This window comes from Streptococcus oralis (assembly GCF_023109155.1).
GTDB lineage: Bacteria > Bacillota > Bacilli > Lactobacillales > Streptococcaceae > Streptococcus > Streptococcus oralis_BZ.
In genome coordinates this window covers 719,602-739,281 of the sequence record NZ_JALDUA010000001.1, presented here as the reverse complement: position 1 = coordinate 739,281, position 19,680 = coordinate 719,602, and the positions used below count along the sequence as shown (strand labels likewise).

The window sequence follows — 19,680 nt, the reverse complement described above, 5'->3', positions numbered from 1 at the left end:
AATCCACTCGATTGAGTGGATTTTTTTATTACTTACTCTTTATCTCCAGCAGTAAATCTTTCAATGAAATAATGGTCACGGCTAATAAAATCATAGCCATACCGACAAAATCAATCGCATAAAACTGTTCCTTCATAATCAGAAAGGCAAAGAAAACGGCAGAAATTGGTTCTATGGAAGCTAATAAACTAGACTTAACAGGGCCTATCAGACTAGCTCCCTTTAGGAAAGCTGTGTAGGCAAAAACCGTTCCGATGATGATAATCCCAGCAAATGCAAAGAGAAAATCTAAGCTGGTTGGTATGCTGACTTGCAAAACTCCTGTGAAGGGAATAGCCACTACACCAGAAATAACCATACCGACACCAATCACCAAAATACTGCCCCACTTCTTAATCAAAGCAATAGGAAGGATGATATAGAGGGCATAGGTCAAGGCCGAAAAGAGGCCCCAGAACAGACCTAGGGGTGTGACAGACAACTGGTCAACTTTACCGTGCGTCGCAATCAGAAAAGTTCCTCCTATAGCCAATCCAATCGAAAAAATCTCAGCCAGAGTAGGCGCCACCTTGTCCTTGATACAAGTATAAATCAAGATCCCAACGGGGCATACATACTGGAGAACTGTCGCCGTTCCAGCATTGGTTTCCTGAATGGCAGAAAGATAGGCAAACTGGTTTAAGAAAAGTCCAAACAAGGCAAACAACAGCAGAGATAAAAGGCTTTTTCTGTCTTTTAAAAAAGCATAGAGTTTATCCTTTGCAGTCATATAGGATAAGACTACGAGCGCCAAGCCTGCAATGATAAGTCGCAGATTGATCAAGACTAGAGCAGAAATCCCGTGTGCCATCAGATATTGGCCACTGGATCCAGACAAGCCCCAAGTAATCCCTGCCACTACTGTATACAGAGTTCCTTTTACGGTTTTTGACATGCTTCTCCCTACTCCTCTTGACGAATCATTTCCATCACTTGATTTCGATCAACTATCCACTGAGCGCGCTCATCCTTCTCATACGTTCGATTGGATAAAAAGATAGCCGCTTCCTGCTTCTCCCGATTCCACATAATGAAGGTACCTGTATAACCCGTATGGTCGAGCCAAGCTCCTTCCAGATTCCAGGCTAGAGACCGCTCTTTATCCTCTAAGGGAGAGTAATTTCGACTTAAGTTTTCAGCAAAATCATCTTTCAAGTAATGTTCCAAAAAGATCTGCAAATCCTTAACAGTTGAAAACAAACCAGCACTTCCAGCGTGTTTCCCTAATAGACGGGCTTTAGGATCGTGAATAATTCCGGCCTCTACTCCTCTCACTGTTGGTACAGCTTGCTCAACGGGACCAAACTTGGTCTCTTTCATTCCCCATGGTTCCAAAACTTGTTCTTCTATAATCTGATCCAAGTCTTGGTCAAAGATTTTTTCCAAAAGAAATCCTAAGAGTAAAAAGTGAACGTCCGAGTATAGGAAGGCTGGCTGATTTCGTCTATTGAGGTGAAACATGGCTTCTCTCAATTCCTCTGCACTTAACTTGTCTCGATTGGGAATAAAGGGGTCCAAGTCTGTGGCATGGGTCAGAAGTTGTCGTATGGTAATATCTGGATAATCACACTCCGGTAAAAAATCCGTCACCGGTCGATCAATATCGAATGCGCCCTGCTGCCACAAGAAGATAAGAACCGTCCCCACTCCCACGACCTTACTCACACTAGCCAGATCATAAACCAAATCGCTCTCTGTTTTCAAGCCCCGTTCTGGATCACTCAACCCTAGATAAGACTCTTTCCATTCACCATCCTTATAATATGCAAAAGAGGCCCCGGGATAAATCCCTGCCTCGATTTGATTTTCTATTTTTCTTAGAATTTTTTCCAACTTCATGCTTCTTCAAACCATAATTCAATGTTATTGGTATCTTTACCAAGGAAGAATTTTTCAGACTTAGGGACAAAGTAGCCTGTCTTTTCAAATTTCTGACGAAGACTGGTTAAATCAAAATTTCTTACTAAAAATTTCAACATCGTCAAATCCCAAGTGACATTGTTTTCAACAGCCAAATCTGGTCCTTGCCCTTTAGTAAAGGTGATTGCTGGCGCTACTCCTTCGGGATCAAGTAAACTCTCTGTCCCCTCAGACAAACGCAACTCCATAGAAACCTCAAATTGGCTCACGTATTTTATACTTGTATTTGAATAAAATTCAGGAGCGGTTTCCAGTGGTACCAGATCTCTTATATCATTTTCTGCATGAACAAGAATCACATCCTCTTCAGGTGAAACAATCTCAAAAGCATACCCTCGGTTTCCTTTAAATAGACGAGGAAGAGACTTCATCTGAGAAAGAAGGGCCTCGATTTCAGAAGGATTCTCAACCTTTATCAAGAGTCTAGCTAGCTTCTTAAGCCCTTCAACTCTGCGTGTTCGCATGCTTGGAGCCTCTTCTAAAATCAATCTCTCCGTAGCTGTCTGATCGCCTAAGGAAATAAAGGCAGACTCTTCCAGCAAAGGTTTCATCCCCAGGGTTTCAATGTAAAATCTTTCATTTAATTTTCGATTATTAACTTTTAAAGTCGGAACGATCCGAACAATCTCATTCACATTCATAAATTCCTCCAACTCTTTTATTTTAAAGGATTTTCGAATATTTTACAAGCCATATCTATTTTATTTAGAAATTTTATAACAAAAAAACTGGGATTCCCCAGTTTTATTTCTTATAGGTAAAGTAATTTGAATAGTGCTACTGCTGCAATACCCGCTGCAATTGGAGCTACAACTGGAACCCAAGCATACCACCATTTTGAATCACCCTTGTGTTGACCAAGAACTGATTTTGGAAGGAGTTCGTGAAGAAGACGTGGTCCAAAGTCACGAGCTGGGTTCAAACCAGGTCCAGTAGGTCCACCAAGTGAAGTTACCAAGGCCATCACTAGGAAACCAAGTGCCAAGTGCGCAATTCCAAGACCTGGTGCCAAAAATGGAGCGGCTTGGTTTTTTGCTTGCTCAAGCGCTGCTGTTACTTGTTCTTGAGGGATGGTTGTTCCTTGCGCTGCAGCTTGAGCTACTTGGTCATTAATTGTCGCCTGAGCTTTCGCCACTAATTCAGCACCAAAGAAGTTTTTAGTCAAACCAAGTGCTGCAAAGAAAAGAACAAATGAACCTACAAACTCATTGAGGAAGCCATTAACAGTAGCTGCAAAACGTGATTCTTTTGTACCGTGGTCGATGCTTGAAATCGTTGAGAAGGTACCCAAGATATTGTTTGGGTTTTCTGTTTTCAAGTAGTAAGGACGGTGAGTCGCTACAACTAAAGCTTGACCAAAGATTGCTCCCAAAACTTGTGCTAGGATGTAATATGGTACTTGCTCCCAAGAGAAAAGTCCACTAACAGCAAGTCCAAGAGTGAAAGCTGGGTTGATGTGGTTACCAGATACATTACCAAACATCAAGGCTGGGATCATAACCCCCATACCATAACCAACCGCAATAACGAGCCAGCCACTTTGGTGACCTTTCGTACCTTTAAGTTCAACGTTAGCAACTGCACCATTACCAAGAATGATCAAAATAGCAGTTCCCAAGAATTCTGTGGCATATTTAATAGCCCATGTAAAATCCATTTGATAGATTCTCCTTAAATTTTTTTAGACAATCCTTATTCTATCAATTTTTAGGCCTTTTAGCAATATCTTTTCTGAAAAGAATCTATGGAAAACGCTTTATTTAACTTATCTTTAAGAAAAGGACAAAAGAAGTCAAACTCCTTTCATCCTAATCGTTATTCTTGACGTTGACCAAAGTCTACAATCATCTGCTCCATCTCTTGGCGACTTGGAGTGGTCAACATATAAAGGTAATCCCCTTGTAGCTCTGCAAAGGCTGCTGGCATGATTTTTTTGACCTTGAATTGCTGGCTGTACTTAGCAAGCAAGTCTTCTTCTGAATAGACATAATTTGCATTGGCACGACGTGAAGTAGCTAGACAGTATTGAGGTTCAAACTCTGATGCTGGGAACTCTTCTCCTGCGACAATAGCTGCATAACCTCGGTAGAGATCCAAGGAGTGGGCAAAGTTATAAACATCAATGGTAAAGCCACCTGCAGGACGGTTATTGTACTCAATGGCAATGTAGTCATCCCCGTCACGGAAGAACTCGATATGGAAAAAGCGCTCTTTCATACCAAATTCCTTGACAATGGCCTCACCATACTTGCGCAGTTTGGGATCCATATCCTTAAGCACATAGTAGGAATTGTCCATCTTATAAATCATCAGATCAAGTGGAGTATGGGCATAATCAAAAGTCGTTGAAAAGACGATATTGCCATCCTTGTCCACAAGCCCGTCAAAGGTACAGATTTCGCTAGAAGTGACAAATTTTTCAAAGAAATACACGGTTGAATGGTCCCATTCTTGTTTGAAGTGATGAATATCGTCTTCTGTCTCGAGCTTAAAGGTTGCTGCCGCTCCCACTCCATTATCAGGTTTGGCAATCATTGGTAGGCCAATCGTCTCAACTGCTTGGTCCACATCTGCTTCCGTCTGGATAACAGCACCAGGTACCACAGGGACACCTGCTTTTTTGAAAAGTTTCTTCATCTCAGACTTAAACTTTGTCTTTTTGAGATCCTCTGGTTTGGCACCAAAAACATTGAATTGCTCACGAAGTGCTGCATCCAGCTCAAGCCAGTATTCATTGTGGGACTCGATGCGGTCGATTGGTCCATGCTTGTAGAAAAGAAAGGCAACAGCACGCTTGACTTCGTCTATGTTTTCAAGATTATCTACACGGAAATACTCGGTTAGGCCATTGCGCAAAGGTTCATCTAGTTGTTCGTAAGGTTCCTGACCAATCCCCAAAACAGTGATGCCCTTATTGGCTAGCTCGATGGTAAACTGTTGAAAGTTTTGCGGATAGTAGGGAGAAATAACAAGGTAATTCATAGGCAACTCCTTTTATAGATACAGGTGTCCAAGAAAATAAGGCATTTGTTTACGCCACCATTCCCAGTCGTGGGCGACATCGTGTCCCCATTCAGCAAACCAGGCTGGAATTTGTTTCTGGTCAAAGGCTTCTTTAAGCTTGTAGAAAGATGATAGACCGTCTTGTTCCCAGGCACCAAGGCCCGTACAAATGACGATTTCTGCCTGACGGTAACGATCGATAAACCATCCGTCGTTTTGATTCCATATATAATCTACAGGTGAGTTTTGGTAAATAGCATCATCATTGTAGTAATCGCCAACGAAGAAACGTGCGTCGTAAACACCACTGAGGGCAATCACCTTGGTAAAGACATCAGGATGCTGGAGAAAGAAATTGAGTGCATGGTAGGCCCCCATTGAGCAACCTGTCGTCATCATGCCATCAAACCAACCTGTCTTGTGCTTGATAAAAGGAATGGCCTCCTCAATCACATAGCGTTCGTAGGCACGATGCATCTCCGCTTGATCATGACCATTTTTCCAAGTAGCCAGCCAACTCTCACTGTCAACACTGGAGAGAGTAAAGAACTGCACTCGCCCTTCCTCGATAAAGGAAGCACAGGCGTCAATCATGCCAAAATCATAGTATTCGTTGTGACTACCACCAGATGAAGCAAAAACAACAACTGGAATCCCAGCATGTCCATAACGGTTGAGGTACATTTCACGATTAAGATTGCCACTCCAGTGGCTAAGGTTTTCAATATGCATTGGCTTTCTCCTTTCTTAACTTACCATTTCTCTGCAAAAAATCGGAGACAGTCTGGTAAATTTTCCGACCAAGGAATCTCACTATGGATAGCACCAGACTGAACTTTCAAGACAAGATTATCCAAGCCTACTCCACCTGCAATCAAATCACGGTAATAGCGAAGCGACGAATCGATATAGGCTTGCTTAATATTGCCAGCCATCAGGGTCTTGTCCGTATCGTCTGCTTCTTCTGTTCCTACATAGATGAAAATGCGCTGTTCAGGCGACAGTTTTTTACGTTCGATGTAGCGGTTAAAGGCTTCTTGGTGAAGCCAGTTGGCAGATGAGAAGACACCTAGACAACCAATTCGGTCTTGGTACTCTAGCCCGATAAACTGAGTAATATTGCCTCCTAGTGACGAACCAATCATAGCCGTGTGCTGGCGATCAGCTTTGGTACGATAGGTTTCATCGATAAAAGGCTTGACCACCTCCATGACAAACTCGGCATACTCCACACCCTTACCACCAAACTGCTGGCCTGGGATAGGAGATTCTTGAAATTTCCAAGCCGCATACTCATTCATCCGTCCCATGCCGTCATTATCTATAGCAACGACAATCATGCGACTGATGTCAGGATTTCGCTTAATTGCTGGAATAATCTTCCAAGAGTGTCCGATATAAGACTCCTTGCTGTAAAAGACATTTTGCCCATCATGAAAGTAAACAACTGGATAAAAACGGTCTGTGTCTTTCTCGTAGTCCTTAGGCAGAAGAACACGCACTCGACGCTCTTTTCCAGTATAAGGAACTTTAAGTTTGTGTTCCTTCATTTTTAAGTAAAAGTAGGAATGATTCATTGTCAGAAAACTCTCTATATTCAAAATTTTATCTCATTATACCATAAAAATAGAAAAAAAGTCAGTTAATGTCCATTTTAAGGATAAATAACTAACTTTTTTCATTTGTTTTTCTGAATTCTTCTGGTTTTTCTGATTAGAGGAGATTATCAATTAACTCATCGACAGCATCTTTTTCAACCTGGGGAGTGATTTCAGTAATCATGATACCTGCCACGGCTCTCTCAACCAAGCCTTCAACATCCATGCGTTTTTCATACTGCTCTGCATTCTCTATCTTAGGATTAGTCTTAGGACGGTCAGGTGCAAAAATAGTACAGCAGTCTTCAAAAGGCTGGATTGAAATTTCAAAGGTATCAATTTCCTGCGCGATATCAATGATTTCCAACTTGTCCATCGTAACCACGGGACGAATGATAGGAGTGCTGGTCACAGCGTTGATAGTCTGCATGCTTTCCAAAGTTTGGCTAGCTACTTGGCCAAGACTTTCCCCATTGATGATAACTAAACCATTTCGTACCTCACGGATACGGTCGGTAATGCGCATCATAAAACGACGCGTCAAGGTCATGAGGTAGGCTTCTGGCGCCTTAGCCTTGATTTCCTCTTGAATCTCAGTGAAAGGTACTTCGATAAACTGGATATTTCCACCAAACTTGGTCAATTTTCGAGTCAAATCGTGGGCTTTCTTGAGGGCACCAGGACTAGTATATGGCGGGCTAGCAAAGTGGACGGCTTCAATATCAACCCCACGTTTAAGAGCTAGATAACCTGCTACAGGTGAGTCAATCCCTCCTGACAACATGAGCATACCTTTACCAGAACTTCCCACAGGTAATCCTCCTGCTCCACGAAAAGTTTCATAGGAAAGATAGGCAGCCTCTTCACGAATCTCAACCTGAAGATTAATATCTGGATTTTTCATCTGTGCTTGCACGTTTGGAATAGCCTCGAAAACAGCTCCACCGAGAGTTTGATTGAGTTCACGACTATCCAATTCAAAGTTGTGGTCGCTTCGCTTACTAGTTATTTTAAAGGTCATGCCCTCCTTGTAAATAGCTTTCATAATCTCTTGGACAGCAGACTTCAAAACGTCCACTGACTTTTCAATCTTATACACAGGAGAAAAATTTTGAATTCCAAAGACTTGTTTGAGCGATTCTGCAACTGCTGTATAATCAGCTCCATTGAGGTAAGCGTGGGCACGGTCGCGATCTGCGGTTACCTTAACTTGAGGATAGATAGACAAAACGTCTGAAATATTATTGCGAAGTTTATTAATGAAACGCATACGATTTTTGTGTTTGGTTGACAATTCTCCGTATCGAATCATAATTTCTGAATACTGCATAAATGCTCCTATCTTACTTTTCTAGTTTGATTGTAAATTAATTTTAGCTTGGTCAAGAACTGCTCGATCTGACTCATGTCATTTTCCAAGTCTAGGCTTAGACGCACAGCTGACTGGGCCTTTTCTTTGTCCACTCCCATGGCAATCAAGGTCCCCGCAGGTTTTCCTGCCTTGGACGAACAAGCAGAGGTTGTGGAAATGAAAATATCATAGTCTTCAAAGGCGTGAACAATGACTTCACCACGAACACATTTAATCCCAAAAGTCAGGATATGAGGGGCAAAGTCTTCCTCATCTGAAAAGACAAAAATATCTGGATAATCCAGAAGGGCTTGGCGAATGACTGCCTTCATCTGCCCCGTCTTGCTAGTAAAGACAGCTAACTTTTCCATAGACAAACGGAGGGCCTTGGCTGTTGCTGCGATCCCTGCCACATTTTCAGTTGTCGAACGATAGTCTCGCTCCTGACCACCACCAGTTAAAAGAGGCGTAATCTTCTTACCAGACTTGATATAGATAAATCCAACACCTCGGACGCCATGAAACTTATGGCTCGAAAAGGTCGCGAAATCCACTCGATCCGTCAGGTATTTTTCAGTCGGAACCTTAGCAAGTGCCTGAACCGCATCAACATGGAAGGAAATGGTCGGCTTATCTGCTAACAGTTTCGAAATAGCCTCAATAGGCTGGATAGAGCCAATTTCGTTGTTAACTGCCATGATGGAGACGAGAGTCGTATCAGGACGTATCAAATCTGCTAATGCTTCAACATCCACAAATCCTTTCTCATCAACTGGAGCAAAATCTATCTCAAAACCTTGATTTTTCAGCCATAGAGCTGACTCCTTGACTGCTGGATGCTCAATAGCTGATACGATGATGTGCTTGCCAAACTGGGATTTTTCAAAGGCCACACCCTTGATGACCCAGTTATCTCCTTCTGTTCCACCAGAGGTAAAGAAGATTTCATCACTCTTCTTCCCAATCAAATCTGCAATTTGCTGCCGGGAAGCATCTAAAATTCGTGTTGCCTGATCTCCCAAACGATGGAGACTAGATGGATTTCCTACAATTTTTGAAGCGACCTGCATGTAAGTTTCAAGTGCTTCAGGATAAGGCTTGGTTGTCGCCGAATTATCAAAGTAGATCATGTTTTCTCACGCTTTCTAAAATCACTCCTTCTATTGTATCACGAAAATAGACCTGCGACAAGAAAGGGCAATGTTTGCATTAATCTGAATAACATAAAATACTCTTGATGCCATCACCAAGAGTATTATTATTCATTCTATCTAACTTTGATTATCTCTGTTAAAAATCTAAAGAAAAGTAATATTGTCCGCCCCAGAGATTAACCGCTCCCCAAGGCGAATTTACTCCAACACCTATCTGGACTGTACCATTTGCACGTTGACCATAGGGAATCGAACTTTTCCAAGTGGAACGATTGCTTATCGTATTAGGAAACCAAGCCCAGTCAGTGAAATACATATTTGACACACTGCCACTATAACTATAAGAATAGCCAGAAGCATGAAAAGTCACATTAAGAACATTCAAGCCTACCAAGCTATAACCTTCTAAATAACTAGACTTACTTACATAACCTGCATGTACTTGACTTGAGAATGTAAACAATAGGATAGTAAACACTACCGCTACTATTTTCTTCATTATCTTATGTTTCATGATATCACCTCATCCATTCTTTCGAATAGTATCTACAACTGTTTGCCTACAAGTTGTGTATATAGGGAGTAAGCCACTTATTATCAGTACTGAAACGGATAATCCAATTAAGGTGAAAACGGAAGTTAGATAGAATTGAAAAACATCAGAAACTTCCAATTTAAGCACTTGAATTGCTAAAATGGAAAGAATGACGAGTAAACAACTTGCTAATATCGAAATCGTTTTACCATAACCAATTAATTCTTTTAAGAAAAGCCAAACAATATTTTGAGTACTGTATCCCAAAGATTTTAAAATCCCTACTTCAAAGCGTCGAGGACGATTGAGCAAAAAGAAAACAAAGGACAATACTGCGATGACAAGGATGAGTAAGACTAGGGATAGCAACATTAAAAATTGCCTGATATAGGTGAGTCCTTTATTAAATTCTTCGTAGTTTTCATATGAGGATAAAATAGTGATTTGTGAAGAGATAGCTCTTATCCTACTCAATTCTTCAGGAATAGCACTGCTATCCTTTAGTAACACATGAATCGCACTCGGCATCCATGATTTCAAAGGAAAGCCATCTAAAGCCATCTTCGTCATGGGATGCTGTTGAATTGCTTCATTTTGTAATTCTTCCATTTCAGCAATATTCATAAATAGGGTGTTCCCATGAGGGGAATATTCAAACGGATAACTTTTTTTAACAATCCCTAAAACAGGATATGTTTTATCCACTTTGACAAATAAATCGCCATCTCCTTTCAATACATTCCCCTCTTTCTCTATACTTGATTCATATAAAGAAATTGGAATATAAAAAGTCAGTGTCACGGTAGATCCCGAAACTATATTCGGTAATTTTTGATCTGAAACGAATTGTTCAGATATATAAATCCCTTTTTCATTGCTCCTATCAAAATACTCTATCTGCCTCTGTGTCGTATTTGTCTGATACAAGGGTTGAATTGAAAAATTTCTTGTCAAACTTCTGGTCTGACCATCAATCGTCAAAGTTGGCTGAAAGTTCTTTTGAAGTTTTGAATAGTCTTTTGAATTATCAAACGTCATCCCTAAAGAGAGAAACTCTATATAAGGCTTTATAGTTTGAATATTCTGACTTGTGCTAATTGAGGTGATTTCCTCCTTATCAAAACCGAGAAAATCATCCAATACTTTTGTAGTTTGTAAATGAAGCGAATCATTAATCACCAAGAAGCCATTTTCGAGTGAGTTGTTCACCAGTTGGTGATACTTATCTGCAAATAAGGACTGAAAGTTGATAGAAGTTACTGCTATAGCAACTACAAATGCGATAAAAAACGCTAATAATCTAGGTAAAAAAGGCCTTCTATGTTTCAAAACAGATAACTTCGTATGAGAAGACGACAAATAGGAGGTCCACTTCTTAGAATCCTTTATCCCTTCATCAGAATTCAAAATAAGACAATTTCCAACTAATTGATGGTCTTTAAAATGAAGCTGAACATCTCCTCTTGCAATCATCGCCTCATCATGCGAAACAATTAATACAATTTTATGATATTTGTGAGCTAAATCAATTAACAAGGAGGAGACTTTTTCTCTATTTTCTTTATCCAAGGAACTTGTTGGTTCATCAGCTAAGATGAGAGTCTTTTCTGTAACTAAGGCTCTTGCGATTGCCACTCGTTGCTCTTCACCACCGGATAAATCTTCTGGGTAAGCGTGCTTTAAAGAAGAAATCTCTAAATCCGCCAATACTGTGTCAATTTTACTTTCTATTTCATCTGGATTCAAGCCATAAAAGTTTAAAGCCAGTTTTAAATTTTCAAATACGGTCAAATCATTTATTAGATTTTGACCCTGAAATACAAAGGCTACTTCTTCAGCTATAAAAGCAGAGACTGATTTCTTATTTTCGGTATCAATCTCTTTTCCATCAAAGAAATAAGAAACACTAGGGTCCGTAGCAGAGATTAAGCCAATTTTATTTAGTAAAGAAGACTTTCCTACGCCTGACTTCCCATATATTGTATATACTTTTCCCCTTTCAAATATCAAATCTGTTGGCTCTAGCAACCGCCTGCCTGCAAAAGAGAGGCTCAAATTTCTAATTTCGAACATATAACACCCTCCTTTTTTTGAAAACGCTTTCTCAATTTTATTTTATCATAAGTCATATTTTATTTCAACTAAGACTACTGAAGTTCGTGTAGAAAAATCTTCTCTTTTTTTAAGATTTTTTTAAAGAAATGAGGTATAATAAATCATAATTAAAGGAGAGTATCATGTCTAACTATCGTAGAACTTCTAATAAATCAAAAACAGAACACATCAAAAAGGGATTTACTGTCTTTCAAAAAACGATTGCTACCATCGGTAGTATCCTTGGTCTCATCACCGCTACTATCACCATCATGAACGCCATGGACAATAACAAAAACAACAAAAAAGAACCGACGACAACTCAAACAACTGTTGTCAAGGAAATTCAAAAAGAATCCCCTCAGGAAAATACTACTCCTAACAGGGACAACACTTCTACTAAAGAAAATACCACGCAAGAAGAAACTTCTCAAACCAATAAAAAAGAGGAGAAAAAAGAAGAGCAGAAAACAACAACTCAGGACTCTTCTACACCAGCTACAAATAAAGAAACAAGCGATAACGGAACACAGTCAAATACGACGAGTTCTGAAACTAAAACGAACCAGTAATCACCAAAATAGCTTCTTTCCAAATTTGGAAAGAAGCTATTTTTTTATTGTTGCAATACTTTTCGTGGTTTGGTTCCCTCAGCTGGACCGATGACACCTGCCATTTCGAGCTCTTCCATCAGGCGGGTCGCACGATTAAATCCAACTGACAAACGACGCTGAATCATCGAAGCACTAGCTTTCTGGGTTTCGATAACCAAAGCCTTGGCTTCTTCAAAGAGCGGATCGCCACCAGCTTCACCATCAGAAAAATCTCCTTCATTTTCAGGAACATCTCCTGGGTCAAAGCTTTCATCGTAGTCCGCATCTGCCTGAGCCTTGATGAAGTTTACGATACGTTCAACATCATCATCCGAGATAAAGGAGCCTTGCAGACGGACTGGATGATTTTCATCAATTGGTTTAAAGAGCATATCTCCTCGACCAAGCAGTTTTTCTGCTCCATTCTCATCCAAGATGGTTCGCGAATCTGTACCTGATGAAACTGCAAAAGCCACACGAGATGGGACATTGGCCTTGATAAGACCAGAGATAACATCAACCGATGGACGTTGCGTTGCGAGAATCATGTGAATCCCTGCAGCACGCGCCTTCTGTCCGAGACGAATGATGGCATCTTCCACTTCCTTGCTAGCCACCATCATGAGATCTGCCAACTCATCTACAATGACAACAATCAAAGGCAGGGGCACTTGTTTGTACTCAGATTGGCTATTAAATTCCTCAACCTTGGCATTGTAACCAGCGATATTTCGTACTCCAACCTTAGCAAAGAGTTCGTAACGATTTTCCATCTCATCTACAACCTTTTGCAGGGCCTTGCTGGCCTTGCGTGGATTGGTCACAACTGGAATCAAGAGGTGAGGAATGTCATTGTACACCGATAACTCAACCATCTTTGGATCCACCATCATAAACTTGACCTGATCTGGTCTTGCTTTCATGAGAATGCTGGCGATAATACCGTTAACTGCGACTGACTTCCCTGATCCCGTCGAACCTGCAACAAGTAGGTGGGGCATCTTGGAAAGGTCAAAGGTGCGAGCAGTTCCATTGACCGCCTTCCCTAGAGGAATTTCGAGGAGATTTTCTGGTTTAGTCTGAGACTGTTCCCAGAGTTCACGGAAGGAAACGGTCGCAATCTCAGAGTTGGGTACTTCAATTCCGACTAAGGATTTACCAGGAATTGGAGCCTCAATCCGAACATCCTTGGCTGCTAGAGCTAGCGCTAAGTCGTCTGCCAGATTGGAAATGCGGTTAACCCGTACACCGACTGCTGGCTTGACTTCATACTTGGTAACTGATGGCCCTATTTCAGCCCGTTCCACCGTTACCTTGATACCAAAGCTGGCAAAGGTTTCTTCTAGGATTTTGATATTTTCTCGAACAATCTTCTTTTCCTTGGACTGATCTTTGGGTTTATCTGGTGCAAAGAGTTGCAAGCTTGGTAGCTTGTATTCGAGGGCTTCCTTGGCAGAAAAATCAACCTGAACCTCTTCATCCTCAAAATCTTCTTCCACATCTGGAACGTCAAAATCAGTTTGAGGGAGGATAATCTCTGGTTCGATCCACTCTTCCTCAGGAATTGGGGGGAAATCGTAGTCCGGTACCTCTGATAAGATTTCTCCCGTTTCAGGATCTACAGGAGGAAGCGGTAATGCATCCTGTTCTTCTTGTTCTCTCTGAATTCTGGCTGCTTCTTCAGCTTCTTGACGAGCCTTCTCTTCTTCTCTCTTGATAAAGCGTTCCTGTTTTCTCTGTTCCTGTTTTTCCATGAAGGATCTGAACTGAGCTCCAATAAAGGCTGCGACATCATAAATAGACCAAGGACTAACCAAGAGTGCCCCAACTAGAATCAAGAGAACTCCAATAAAGTACGATCCGATATTGGAGAAAAGAAAGGATATGGGGATATAGAGTCCAACACCAAGCAGGCCTCCACCAGCAAAGCTAGTCACCCGCATACCAGTCAGGTCCGTCATAACTTGAGACAGGGTCCCTTTTAGGACTGACTGCTCCAAGCCATATTTCCATACCAAGTAGGCCTCAAAAATCAAGAGTAAGCCAGCAAAGATACAGAGAAATCCTGACAGAAGTCCCTCTTGCTTGCGGATCCATTTAAAAAGAAAAAGATAGATGAGGAGGCCACCTATGGCCACATAGGCCAAACTTCCAACCACCAGTCGAATGAGATTGTAAAGAGTGACACCTGCCGCTCCGAGTTTGAGGGCTGCAATAATCAATAACAAGGCGATCCCTAAGGAAATCAACATCCTCTGGATAGCCTGTTTTCTTTCGAGTTCTGCTTTAGACGGTCTCCGTCTTGTTTTTGTAGTATTCTTGTTTGCCATTCTTTTATTATACCATATTTCACAGCCATTTCGAATAGAGAAAAAGATTGCACCAAATGGTAACAATCTTTCTATTCTAATCCTTTTTATGCTTGTGGTTTGCGTAGGTAACCATAAACCACACCACTTACAATTGCGCCAACCAAAACAAAGGCAAGGTAGAGAAGGGCATTTGAAGTAAGGGCGATGACGAAGATTCCTCCGTGTGGTGCCATGAGTTTGATTCCTGCAAGACCAACGAGTCCACCTGCTACTGCTGAACCAAGGATAAAGCTTGGAATCGCACGAGCTGGGTCTGCTGCACCAAAAGGAATTGCTCCCTCAGTGATAAATGACAAGCCCATGATGATGTTTGTTAAACCAGAGTTGCGTTCTTCTTTAGTAAATTTATCTTTGAAAAGAAGGGTTGCGACAAAGATGGCAAGTGGTGGAACCATTCCTCCAGCCATAACTGCCGCCATAGCTACAGAACCACCTGAAGAAACAGTCGCTGCAAGCGTACCTGTACCAAAGACATAAGCTGCTTTGTTAACCGGTCCACCCATGTCGACAGCCATCATTCCACCAAGAACGATACCGAGAAGGACAGCTGAACCTCCTCCAAGACCGCCTAGGAAGGCATTCATTTCGGTGTTGATTCTTGCCATTGGGATGTTGACAGCTAGCATGACAAATCCAGTCAAGATTGTTCCAAGAAGTGGCAAGAGAAGGATTGATTTAGCACCTTCAAGTGAACGAGGAACTTTAACGTATTTCTTGATAGCAAGAACCAAGGCACCTGCGATAAATCCACCAACAAGGGCACCTAGGAAACCAGATGAGACACCTGCAAGAGTTGAAGTTGCTTCACCACCTGCGGCATAAGGGATTTTACCAAAGGCAAAACCTTCTTTAGCAATAGCACCAGCCACAAAACCAGCTACCAAACCTGGTTTTTCAGCAATAGAGTAGGCTACATAACCAGCAAAGACTGGAAGCATCAAGCCAAAGGCTGCTCCACCAATTTTCATGAACATAGAAGCTAGTTCATGGTAGGATCCGAGATTTCCAAGACTATCTTGTGGCACACCAAAAGCTCCGTCGATCAAGAAAGCAAGGGCAATCATGATACCACCACCGATAACGAATGGCAACATTTGAGATACACCACTCATCAAGTGTTTGTAGAAAGCTCCACCGATACTTTGTTTTTCATTAGATGCTGTTGCAGCTTTTGCTCCATTAGCAGCACGATAGACTTCAGCATCTCCTGAAAGAGCCAAGTTAATCAATTCTTCAGTCTTACGGATACCGTCTGCAACTGGACGGTTAACCAATGGTTTGCCATCGAAACGGTCCATCTCAACAGCCTTGTCAGCAGCGATGATAACAGCTTTAGCCTTGCGGATGTCTTCTGCAGTTAGTTGGTTACCAACACCGCTAGCTCCGTTTGTTTCAACCTTGATCCCAACACCCATTTCAGCAGCCACTTTTTGAAGGGCTTCTTGAGCCATGTAAGTGTGGGCGATACCTGTCGTACAAGCTGTAACAGCTACGATAAAGTCGCCAGATTCATTGGCAGGTACTTGAACAGGTTCCTCAGCTTTTTCTGAAGCTTGGTCAAAAAGTTCGATAACTTGATCTGCAGATGTTACTTGACGAAGTTTGTCAGCGAAACCGTCTTTCATCAAGTATTGAGACAATTCTGCCAAGGCTGCCAGGTGAGTATCATTGGCACCTTCTGGAGCTGCAATCATGAAGAAGAGGTCTGTTGGTTGCCCATCCAAACTTTCATAGTCAACACCCTTATTTGACTTAGCAAAGAGAACCGTTGCTTCTTTGACAGCAGAGTTTTTGCTGTGAGGCATAGCAATTCCGTCACCCAAGCCAGTGGAAGTTAGAGCTTCACGCGCTAAGATTCCTTCTTTAAAGGTTTCAAAATCCGTCACGTAACCGTGATCTACCAAACTTTTAATCATCTCTTCGATGACTGCTGTTTTTTCAGTTGCCTGCAAATCCAGCAACATGACATCTTTTCTCAATAGGTCTTGAATTTTCATCGTTTTTCTACCTCAACTTTTTCATATGTTTCTTTAATAAATTCCTCTGTTGCCAAGTCATCCGAGAAGGTCGTTGCTGTTCCACAAGCTACTCCCCATTTGAAGGCTTCTACTGCATCTTTAGATTTGACAAATTCACCTGTAAACCCAGCAACCATAGAGTCACCAGCTCCCACTGAATTCTTGACTGTTCCCTTGATAGGTTTTGCGAAGTATGCTCCCTCAGATGTGACAAGAAGAGCACCGTCGCCAGCCATGGAGATAATAACGTTTTGAGCTCCTTTGACCAGTAACTGACGAGCATAGTTCTCGATTTCTTCTAAACTTTCGAGTTTCACTCCAAAGATAGCTCCAAGCTCGTGATTGTTTGGTTTAACCAAAAGTGGCTGGTAGTCCAAACTATCAATCAAGGTCTGTCCTTCAAAGTCACAAACCACTTGCGCACCAGTCTGGCGTGTCAAGGCAATCAAATCCTTATAGATAACATTGCCCAGGTTCTTAGCACTCGAACCCGCAAACACAACCGTATCATCTTCTGTCAGACTTGAAAGAATAGCTTTCAAGTCTTCTAGCTGAGCTGGTTCCACATTTGGACCCGTTCCATTGATTTCTGTTTCTTGGTCTGCTTTAATCTTGACATTGATACGAGTATCTTCTGCTACTTGAACAAAACGCGTTTCGATTTCCTCTTCTGCCAAAGTATCTGTGATAAATTTACCAGTAAAACCTCCGATAAATCCAGTCGCTGTATTTGGAATACCCAAGCGTTTCAAAACTCGACTGACATTGATTCCTTTCCCACCAGCAAACTTATCATCACTGTCCATACGATTGACACTGCCGACTTGAACTTGGTCCAAGCGCACGATATAGTCAATGGATGGATTGAGTGTGACTGTATAAATCATACTTCTATTACCTCCGTTTTCTTCTTAATAGCCTGCAAGAGCTCATGCCCTTGACTTGTGATGACAATAGCGCGTTTAAGTGGTGCTACCTTGGCAAAGCAAGTTTGACCAATCTTTGACGAATCCACCAAGACATAGGTTTGTTTGGCATTCTCTAAAATAGCACGCTTCACAGCTCCCTCCTCCATATCTGGAGTCGTATAATAACCATCGTCGACACCATTCATCCCAATAAAGGCACGGTCAAAGTGCAATTGATTGATTTGGTTAAGAGCAACACCGCCGATACATGCATCTGTTGCCATCTTGACACTTCCTCCAACCATGACAGTTGGAATCTGTTTTTCAACCAACTGAACCGCATGATGAATGGAGTTGGTCACAACTGTGATATTCTTATTAACCAATTCCTTGATTAAAAAAGCAGTTGTCGTTCCAGCATCAATAAAGATTACATCTTGTTCCTTGATAAGAGAGGCTGCTTTTTGAGCCAGTAGCTTCTTCTCTTGAAGGTTTTTGACAGATTTTTCTTGGATGGTTTCTTCTTCCTGCAAGGAGTGGGGCAATTCTGCTCCACCATGCACACGGCGAAGTTTGTTTTCCGCCTCCAACTCATCCAAATCTCTTCGTACTGTTGATTCTGATGTTTCTAATAGACTAACCAATTTTTCTAGGGAAACTACATGATGTTGATTTAACTCCTCTAAAATCAGTTGCTTCCGCTCAGTTTTTAACACCAAATCACCTCCTGTTATCGTTTACACTATTCATTCTAGCACATTCTCTACCAAAGTCAAGCATTTTTTTATCAATTTCTTTCAAATTCTATCATTTTTCTTAATTCCAGAATTTTTATTGCAAGATAAGAGGCTTTATGGTAGACTATTTTAGTAAGTATTGGAAGATTACTCAAGAGGCTTAAGAGGCCGTGTTGGAAACGCGGTAGGCGTGTAACAGCGTGCGTGGGTTCGAATCCCATGTCTTCCGTAGAATAAAGAAAAACTGCACCTTAATGCAGTTTTTTTATGGTTCTAAGAGCAATATATAGAAATAAAAAGCTGAGTTACTCTAACTATCACACCACATTTTTGTATCCTAATTCATAAAAAAACAAGTAGTTTATTAAGACTACTTGTTTTTCTTCTAAATCTTGTGATTAGATATTACTTTTATCTTTTTTATCTGAAGATTTGTCTGTTGATTTATCAGTGGATTTGTCTGTAGATTTATCAGAAGACTTGTCTGTAGATTTGTTCTTAGACTTTGTAGAGTTCTTACGATCAACCTTATCATATCCCTCTGTAGTATCCATTAACTCAGTTGACAAAGTACGATAGTCTTCTTGAGAAATCAGCCAGTTTCCATCCTTATCCTTGGTTAATTTGATTTCTGTATCAAAATCTCCAGTAGTAAGAGGTGTAAGAGCAGCTTCAGCATCTACATCACTGTAGGTAGCAAAATCTTTTCTGAAGAGGTGTTCGTAAATCCAATATGTTACCAATGTTTGGTAACGCTTGATATCAACGTTTGATCCAGCTTGGTTGTACTTACCTAGGTTATCGATACCACCAATAAGAATTGTTAGAACTTCTCGAATTGATGAAGTCAACCCTTTAGAATGCAACTTCTTAGAGTTAAAAGTAACAGTCGCAGTATTGCCTGATTCGTCAACCTTCACATCTTTAACAGTGTAAGAACCGATATCTTGGAATAACTTGCGTTTCATCTTCAAGAAACCTGAAATGGTTTCTTCTGGAGTTTCTACAGGGAAATCTTTGTGCCATTGTACTGAGTAGGTAGATGCAGGTGAAAGCCCTTCTTCTTTGATTTTTTCACTTGTTTGCACTGCAAAAATGGCCTCAGTCCATTTTTCATAGGTTTCGCCATAAATCTTCTTAAATCGACTAGAGTCGCTAGTGAGAACTGAGTCTAAGAGAATTTCAGCATCTTTAGTAACTTTTTCTTTAACTTCTGCTGCTTCATCTTTCTTCTCAACTTGTTCCGTATTCTCCTTGTTATCAGAAGAAGCTTCAGATGACTGATTAGAAAATACCGAACATGCACCCAAGACAACTGTTGAAAGTGCTAAGATACTTAGTAACTTGATCTTTTTCAT

17 protein-coding genes and 1 tRNA gene are annotated in these 19,680 nt (G+C 41.2%); 2 read left to right on the top strand and 16 right to left on the bottom strand.

Annotated features, from left to right (window positions below; all coding sequences use genetic code 11):
• Window positions 1-28: 28 nt before the first annotated feature.
• From M1F63_RS03620 to M1F63_RS03570, 11 genes are all read right to left on the bottom strand, one after another.
• A complete protein-coding gene (locus M1F63_RS03620) occupies window positions 29-934 on the bottom strand; it encodes a DMT family transporter (RefSeq protein WP_247940735.1) in 906 nt (301 codons plus the stop codon).
• Window positions 935-942: 8 nt separating this feature from the next.
• On the bottom strand, window positions 943-1,878 hold the full coding sequence (locus tag M1F63_RS03615) for a serine hydrolase domain-containing protein (RefSeq protein WP_247940734.1): 936 nt from the start codon (window positions 1,876-1,878) through the stop codon (window positions 943-945).
• The gene (locus tag M1F63_RS03610) at window positions 1,875-2,600 is read right to left on the bottom strand and encodes a CppA family protein (RefSeq protein ID WP_247940733.1); all 726 of its coding nucleotides are present in this window, start codon (window positions 2,598-2,600) and stop codon (window positions 1,875-1,877) included. Before M1F63_RS03610 ends, M1F63_RS03615 begins: the two co-directional genes overlap by 4 nt.
• A 110-nt stretch (window positions 2,601-2,710) precedes the next feature.
• Complete coding sequence (gla, locus tag M1F63_RS03605; RefSeq protein ID WP_000348114.1) at window positions 2,711-3,616, bottom strand: aquaglyceroporin Gla; 906 nt, start codon at window positions 3,614-3,616, stop codon at window positions 2,711-2,713.
• A gap of 158 nt (window positions 3,617-3,774) precedes the next feature.
• Window positions 3,775-4,941, bottom strand: coding sequence for an ATP-grasp domain-containing protein (locus M1F63_RS03600; RefSeq protein WP_247940732.1), 1,167 nt, complete (start codon window positions 4,939-4,941; stop codon window positions 3,775-3,777).
• A 12-nt stretch (window positions 4,942-4,953) separates the two neighbouring features.
• Window positions 4,954-5,694, bottom strand: a complete 741-nt coding sequence (locus tag M1F63_RS03595; protein WP_247940731.1) for an esterase family protein — start codon at window positions 5,692-5,694, stop codon at window positions 4,954-4,956.
• Between the two features lie 20 nt (window positions 5,695-5,714).
• Window positions 5,715-6,539 carry an alpha/beta hydrolase gene (locus M1F63_RS03590; protein ID WP_001016816.1) on the bottom strand — a complete coding sequence of 275 codons (825 nt, stop codon included), beginning with the start codon at window positions 6,537-6,539 and terminating at the stop codon, window positions 5,715-5,717.
• A 136-nt stretch (window positions 6,540-6,675) separates the two neighbouring features.
• Window positions 6,676-7,890, bottom strand: coding sequence for a tRNA uracil 4-sulfurtransferase ThiI (gene thiI / locus M1F63_RS03585; RefSeq protein WP_070535445.1), 1,215 nt, complete (start codon window positions 7,888-7,890; stop codon window positions 6,676-6,678).
• An 8-nt stretch (window positions 7,891-7,898) separates the two neighbouring features.
• Complete coding sequence (locus M1F63_RS03580; RefSeq protein ID WP_247940730.1) at window positions 7,899-9,041, bottom strand: cysteine desulfurase family protein; 1,143 nt, start codon at window positions 9,039-9,041, stop codon at window positions 7,899-7,901.
• 160 nt (window positions 9,042-9,201) lie between these two features.
• Window positions 9,202-9,579: a hypothetical protein gene (locus M1F63_RS03575; RefSeq protein ID WP_247940729.1), complete on the bottom strand. Its 378-nt coding sequence runs from the start codon at window positions 9,577-9,579 to the stop codon at window positions 9,202-9,204.
• A gap of 9 nt (window positions 9,580-9,588) precedes the next feature.
• Entirely contained in the window at window positions 9,589-11,673 is a 2,085-nt protein-coding gene (locus M1F63_RS03570; protein WP_247940728.1) for an ABC transporter ATP-binding protein/permease, read from the bottom strand.
• Between the two features lie 164 nt (window positions 11,674-11,837).
• Here M1F63_RS03570 and M1F63_RS03565 point away from each other — a divergent pair, with 164 nt between their 5' ends.
• Window positions 11,838-12,266 carry a DUF6556 family protein gene (locus tag M1F63_RS03565; protein WP_042902436.1) on the top strand — a complete coding sequence of 143 codons (429 nt, stop codon included), beginning with the start codon at window positions 11,838-11,840 and terminating at the stop codon, window positions 12,264-12,266.
• A gap of 44 nt (window positions 12,267-12,310) precedes the next feature.
• Here M1F63_RS03565 and M1F63_RS03560 read toward each other — a convergent pair whose 3' ends face one another.
• From M1F63_RS03560 to M1F63_RS03545, 4 genes are all read right to left on the bottom strand, one after another.
• On the bottom strand, window positions 12,311-14,617 hold the full coding sequence (locus M1F63_RS03560; RefSeq protein WP_282184253.1) for a DNA translocase FtsK: 2,307 nt from the start codon (window positions 14,615-14,617) through the stop codon (window positions 12,311-12,313).
• Window positions 14,618-14,703: 86 nt separating this feature from the next.
• On the bottom strand, window positions 14,704-16,656 hold the full coding sequence (locus M1F63_RS03555) for a PTS fructose transporter subunit IIABC (protein ID WP_247940726.1): 1,953 nt from the start codon (window positions 16,654-16,656) through the stop codon (window positions 14,704-14,706).
• Entirely contained in the window at window positions 16,653-17,564 is a 912-nt protein-coding gene (pfkB, locus tag M1F63_RS03550) for a 1-phosphofructokinase (protein WP_247940725.1), read from the bottom strand. The genes M1F63_RS03555 and pfkB overlap by 4 nt, the downstream gene beginning before the upstream one ends.
• Window positions 17,561-18,301 carry a DeoR/GlpR family DNA-binding transcription regulator gene (locus tag M1F63_RS03545; RefSeq protein ID WP_000920660.1) on the bottom strand — a complete coding sequence of 247 codons (741 nt, stop codon included), beginning with the start codon at window positions 18,299-18,301 and terminating at the stop codon, window positions 17,561-17,563. Before M1F63_RS03545 ends, pfkB begins: the two co-directional genes overlap by 4 nt.
• Window positions 18,302-18,463: 162 nt before the next feature.
• On the opposite strand from M1F63_RS03545, the gene M1F63_RS03540 reads away from it, so the two are divergent.
• A tRNA-Ser gene (locus tag M1F63_RS03540) sits at window positions 18,464-18,551 on the top strand.
• A gap of 169 nt (window positions 18,552-18,720) precedes the next feature.
• Here M1F63_RS03540 and M1F63_RS03535 read toward each other — a convergent pair.
• Window positions 18,721-19,680, bottom strand: a complete 960-nt coding sequence (locus M1F63_RS03535) for a hypothetical protein (protein ID WP_125441311.1) — start codon at window positions 19,678-19,680, stop codon at window positions 18,721-18,723.

What these genes read in the sequence shown, in the direction of transcription:
- M1F63_RS03570 (WP_247940728.1), bottom strand. Translation starts at nt 11,673, where the DNA reads ATGTTCGAAATTAGAAATTTGAGCCTCTCTTTTGCAGGCAGGCGGTTG.
- M1F63_RS03600 (WP_247940732.1), bottom strand. Translation starts at nt 4,941, where the DNA reads ATGAATTACCTTGTTATTTCTCCCTACTATCCGCAAAACTTTCAACAG.
- thiI (WP_070535445.1), bottom strand. Translation starts at nt 7,890, where the DNA reads ATGCAGTATTCAGAAATTATGATTCGATACGGAGAATTGTCAACCAAA.
- M1F63_RS03595 (WP_247940731.1), bottom strand. Translation starts at nt 5,694, where the DNA reads ATGCATATTGAAAACCTTAGCCACTGGAGTGGCAATCTTAATCGTGAA.
- M1F63_RS03590 (WP_001016816.1), bottom strand. Translation starts at nt 6,539, where the DNA reads ATGAATCATTCCTACTTTTACTTAAAAATGAAGGAACACAAACTTAAA.
- M1F63_RS03580 (WP_247940730.1), bottom strand. Translation starts at nt 9,041, where the DNA reads ATGATCTACTTTGATAATTCGGCGACAACCAAGCCTTATCCTGAAGCA.
- gla (WP_000348114.1), bottom strand. Translation starts at nt 3,616, where the DNA reads ATGGATTTTACATGGGCTATTAAATATGCCACAGAATTCTTGGGAACT.
- M1F63_RS03610 (WP_247940733.1), bottom strand. Translation starts at nt 2,600, where the DNA reads ATGAATGTGAATGAGATTGTTCGGATCGTTCCGACTTTAAAAGTTAAT.
- M1F63_RS03620 (WP_247940735.1), bottom strand. Translation starts at nt 934, where the DNA reads ATGTCAAAAACCGTAAAAGGAACTCTGTATACAGTAGTGGCAGGGATT.
- M1F63_RS03575 (WP_247940729.1), bottom strand. Translation starts at nt 9,579, where the DNA reads ATGAAACATAAGATAATGAAGAAAATAGTAGCGGTAGTGTTTACTATC.
- M1F63_RS03535 (WP_125441311.1), bottom strand. Translation starts at nt 19,680, where the DNA reads ATGAAAAAGATCAAGTTACTAAGTATCTTAGCACTTTCAACAGTTGTC.
- pfkB (WP_247940725.1), bottom strand. Translation starts at nt 17,564, where the DNA reads ATGATTTATACAGTCACACTCAATCCATCCATTGACTATATCGTGCGC.
- M1F63_RS03615 (WP_247940734.1), bottom strand. Translation starts at nt 1,878, where the DNA reads ATGAAGTTGGAAAAAATTCTAAGAAAAATAGAAAATCAAATCGAGGCA.
- M1F63_RS03565 (WP_042902436.1), top strand. Translation starts at nt 11,838, where the DNA reads ATGTCTAACTATCGTAGAACTTCTAATAAATCAAAAACAGAACACATC.
- M1F63_RS03555 (WP_247940726.1), bottom strand. Translation starts at nt 16,656, where the DNA reads ATGAAAATTCAAGACCTATTGAGAAAAGATGTCATGTTGCTGGATTTG.
- M1F63_RS03560 (WP_282184253.1), bottom strand. Translation starts at nt 14,617, where the DNA reads ATGGCAAACAAGAATACTACAAAAACAAGACGGAGACCGTCTAAAGCA.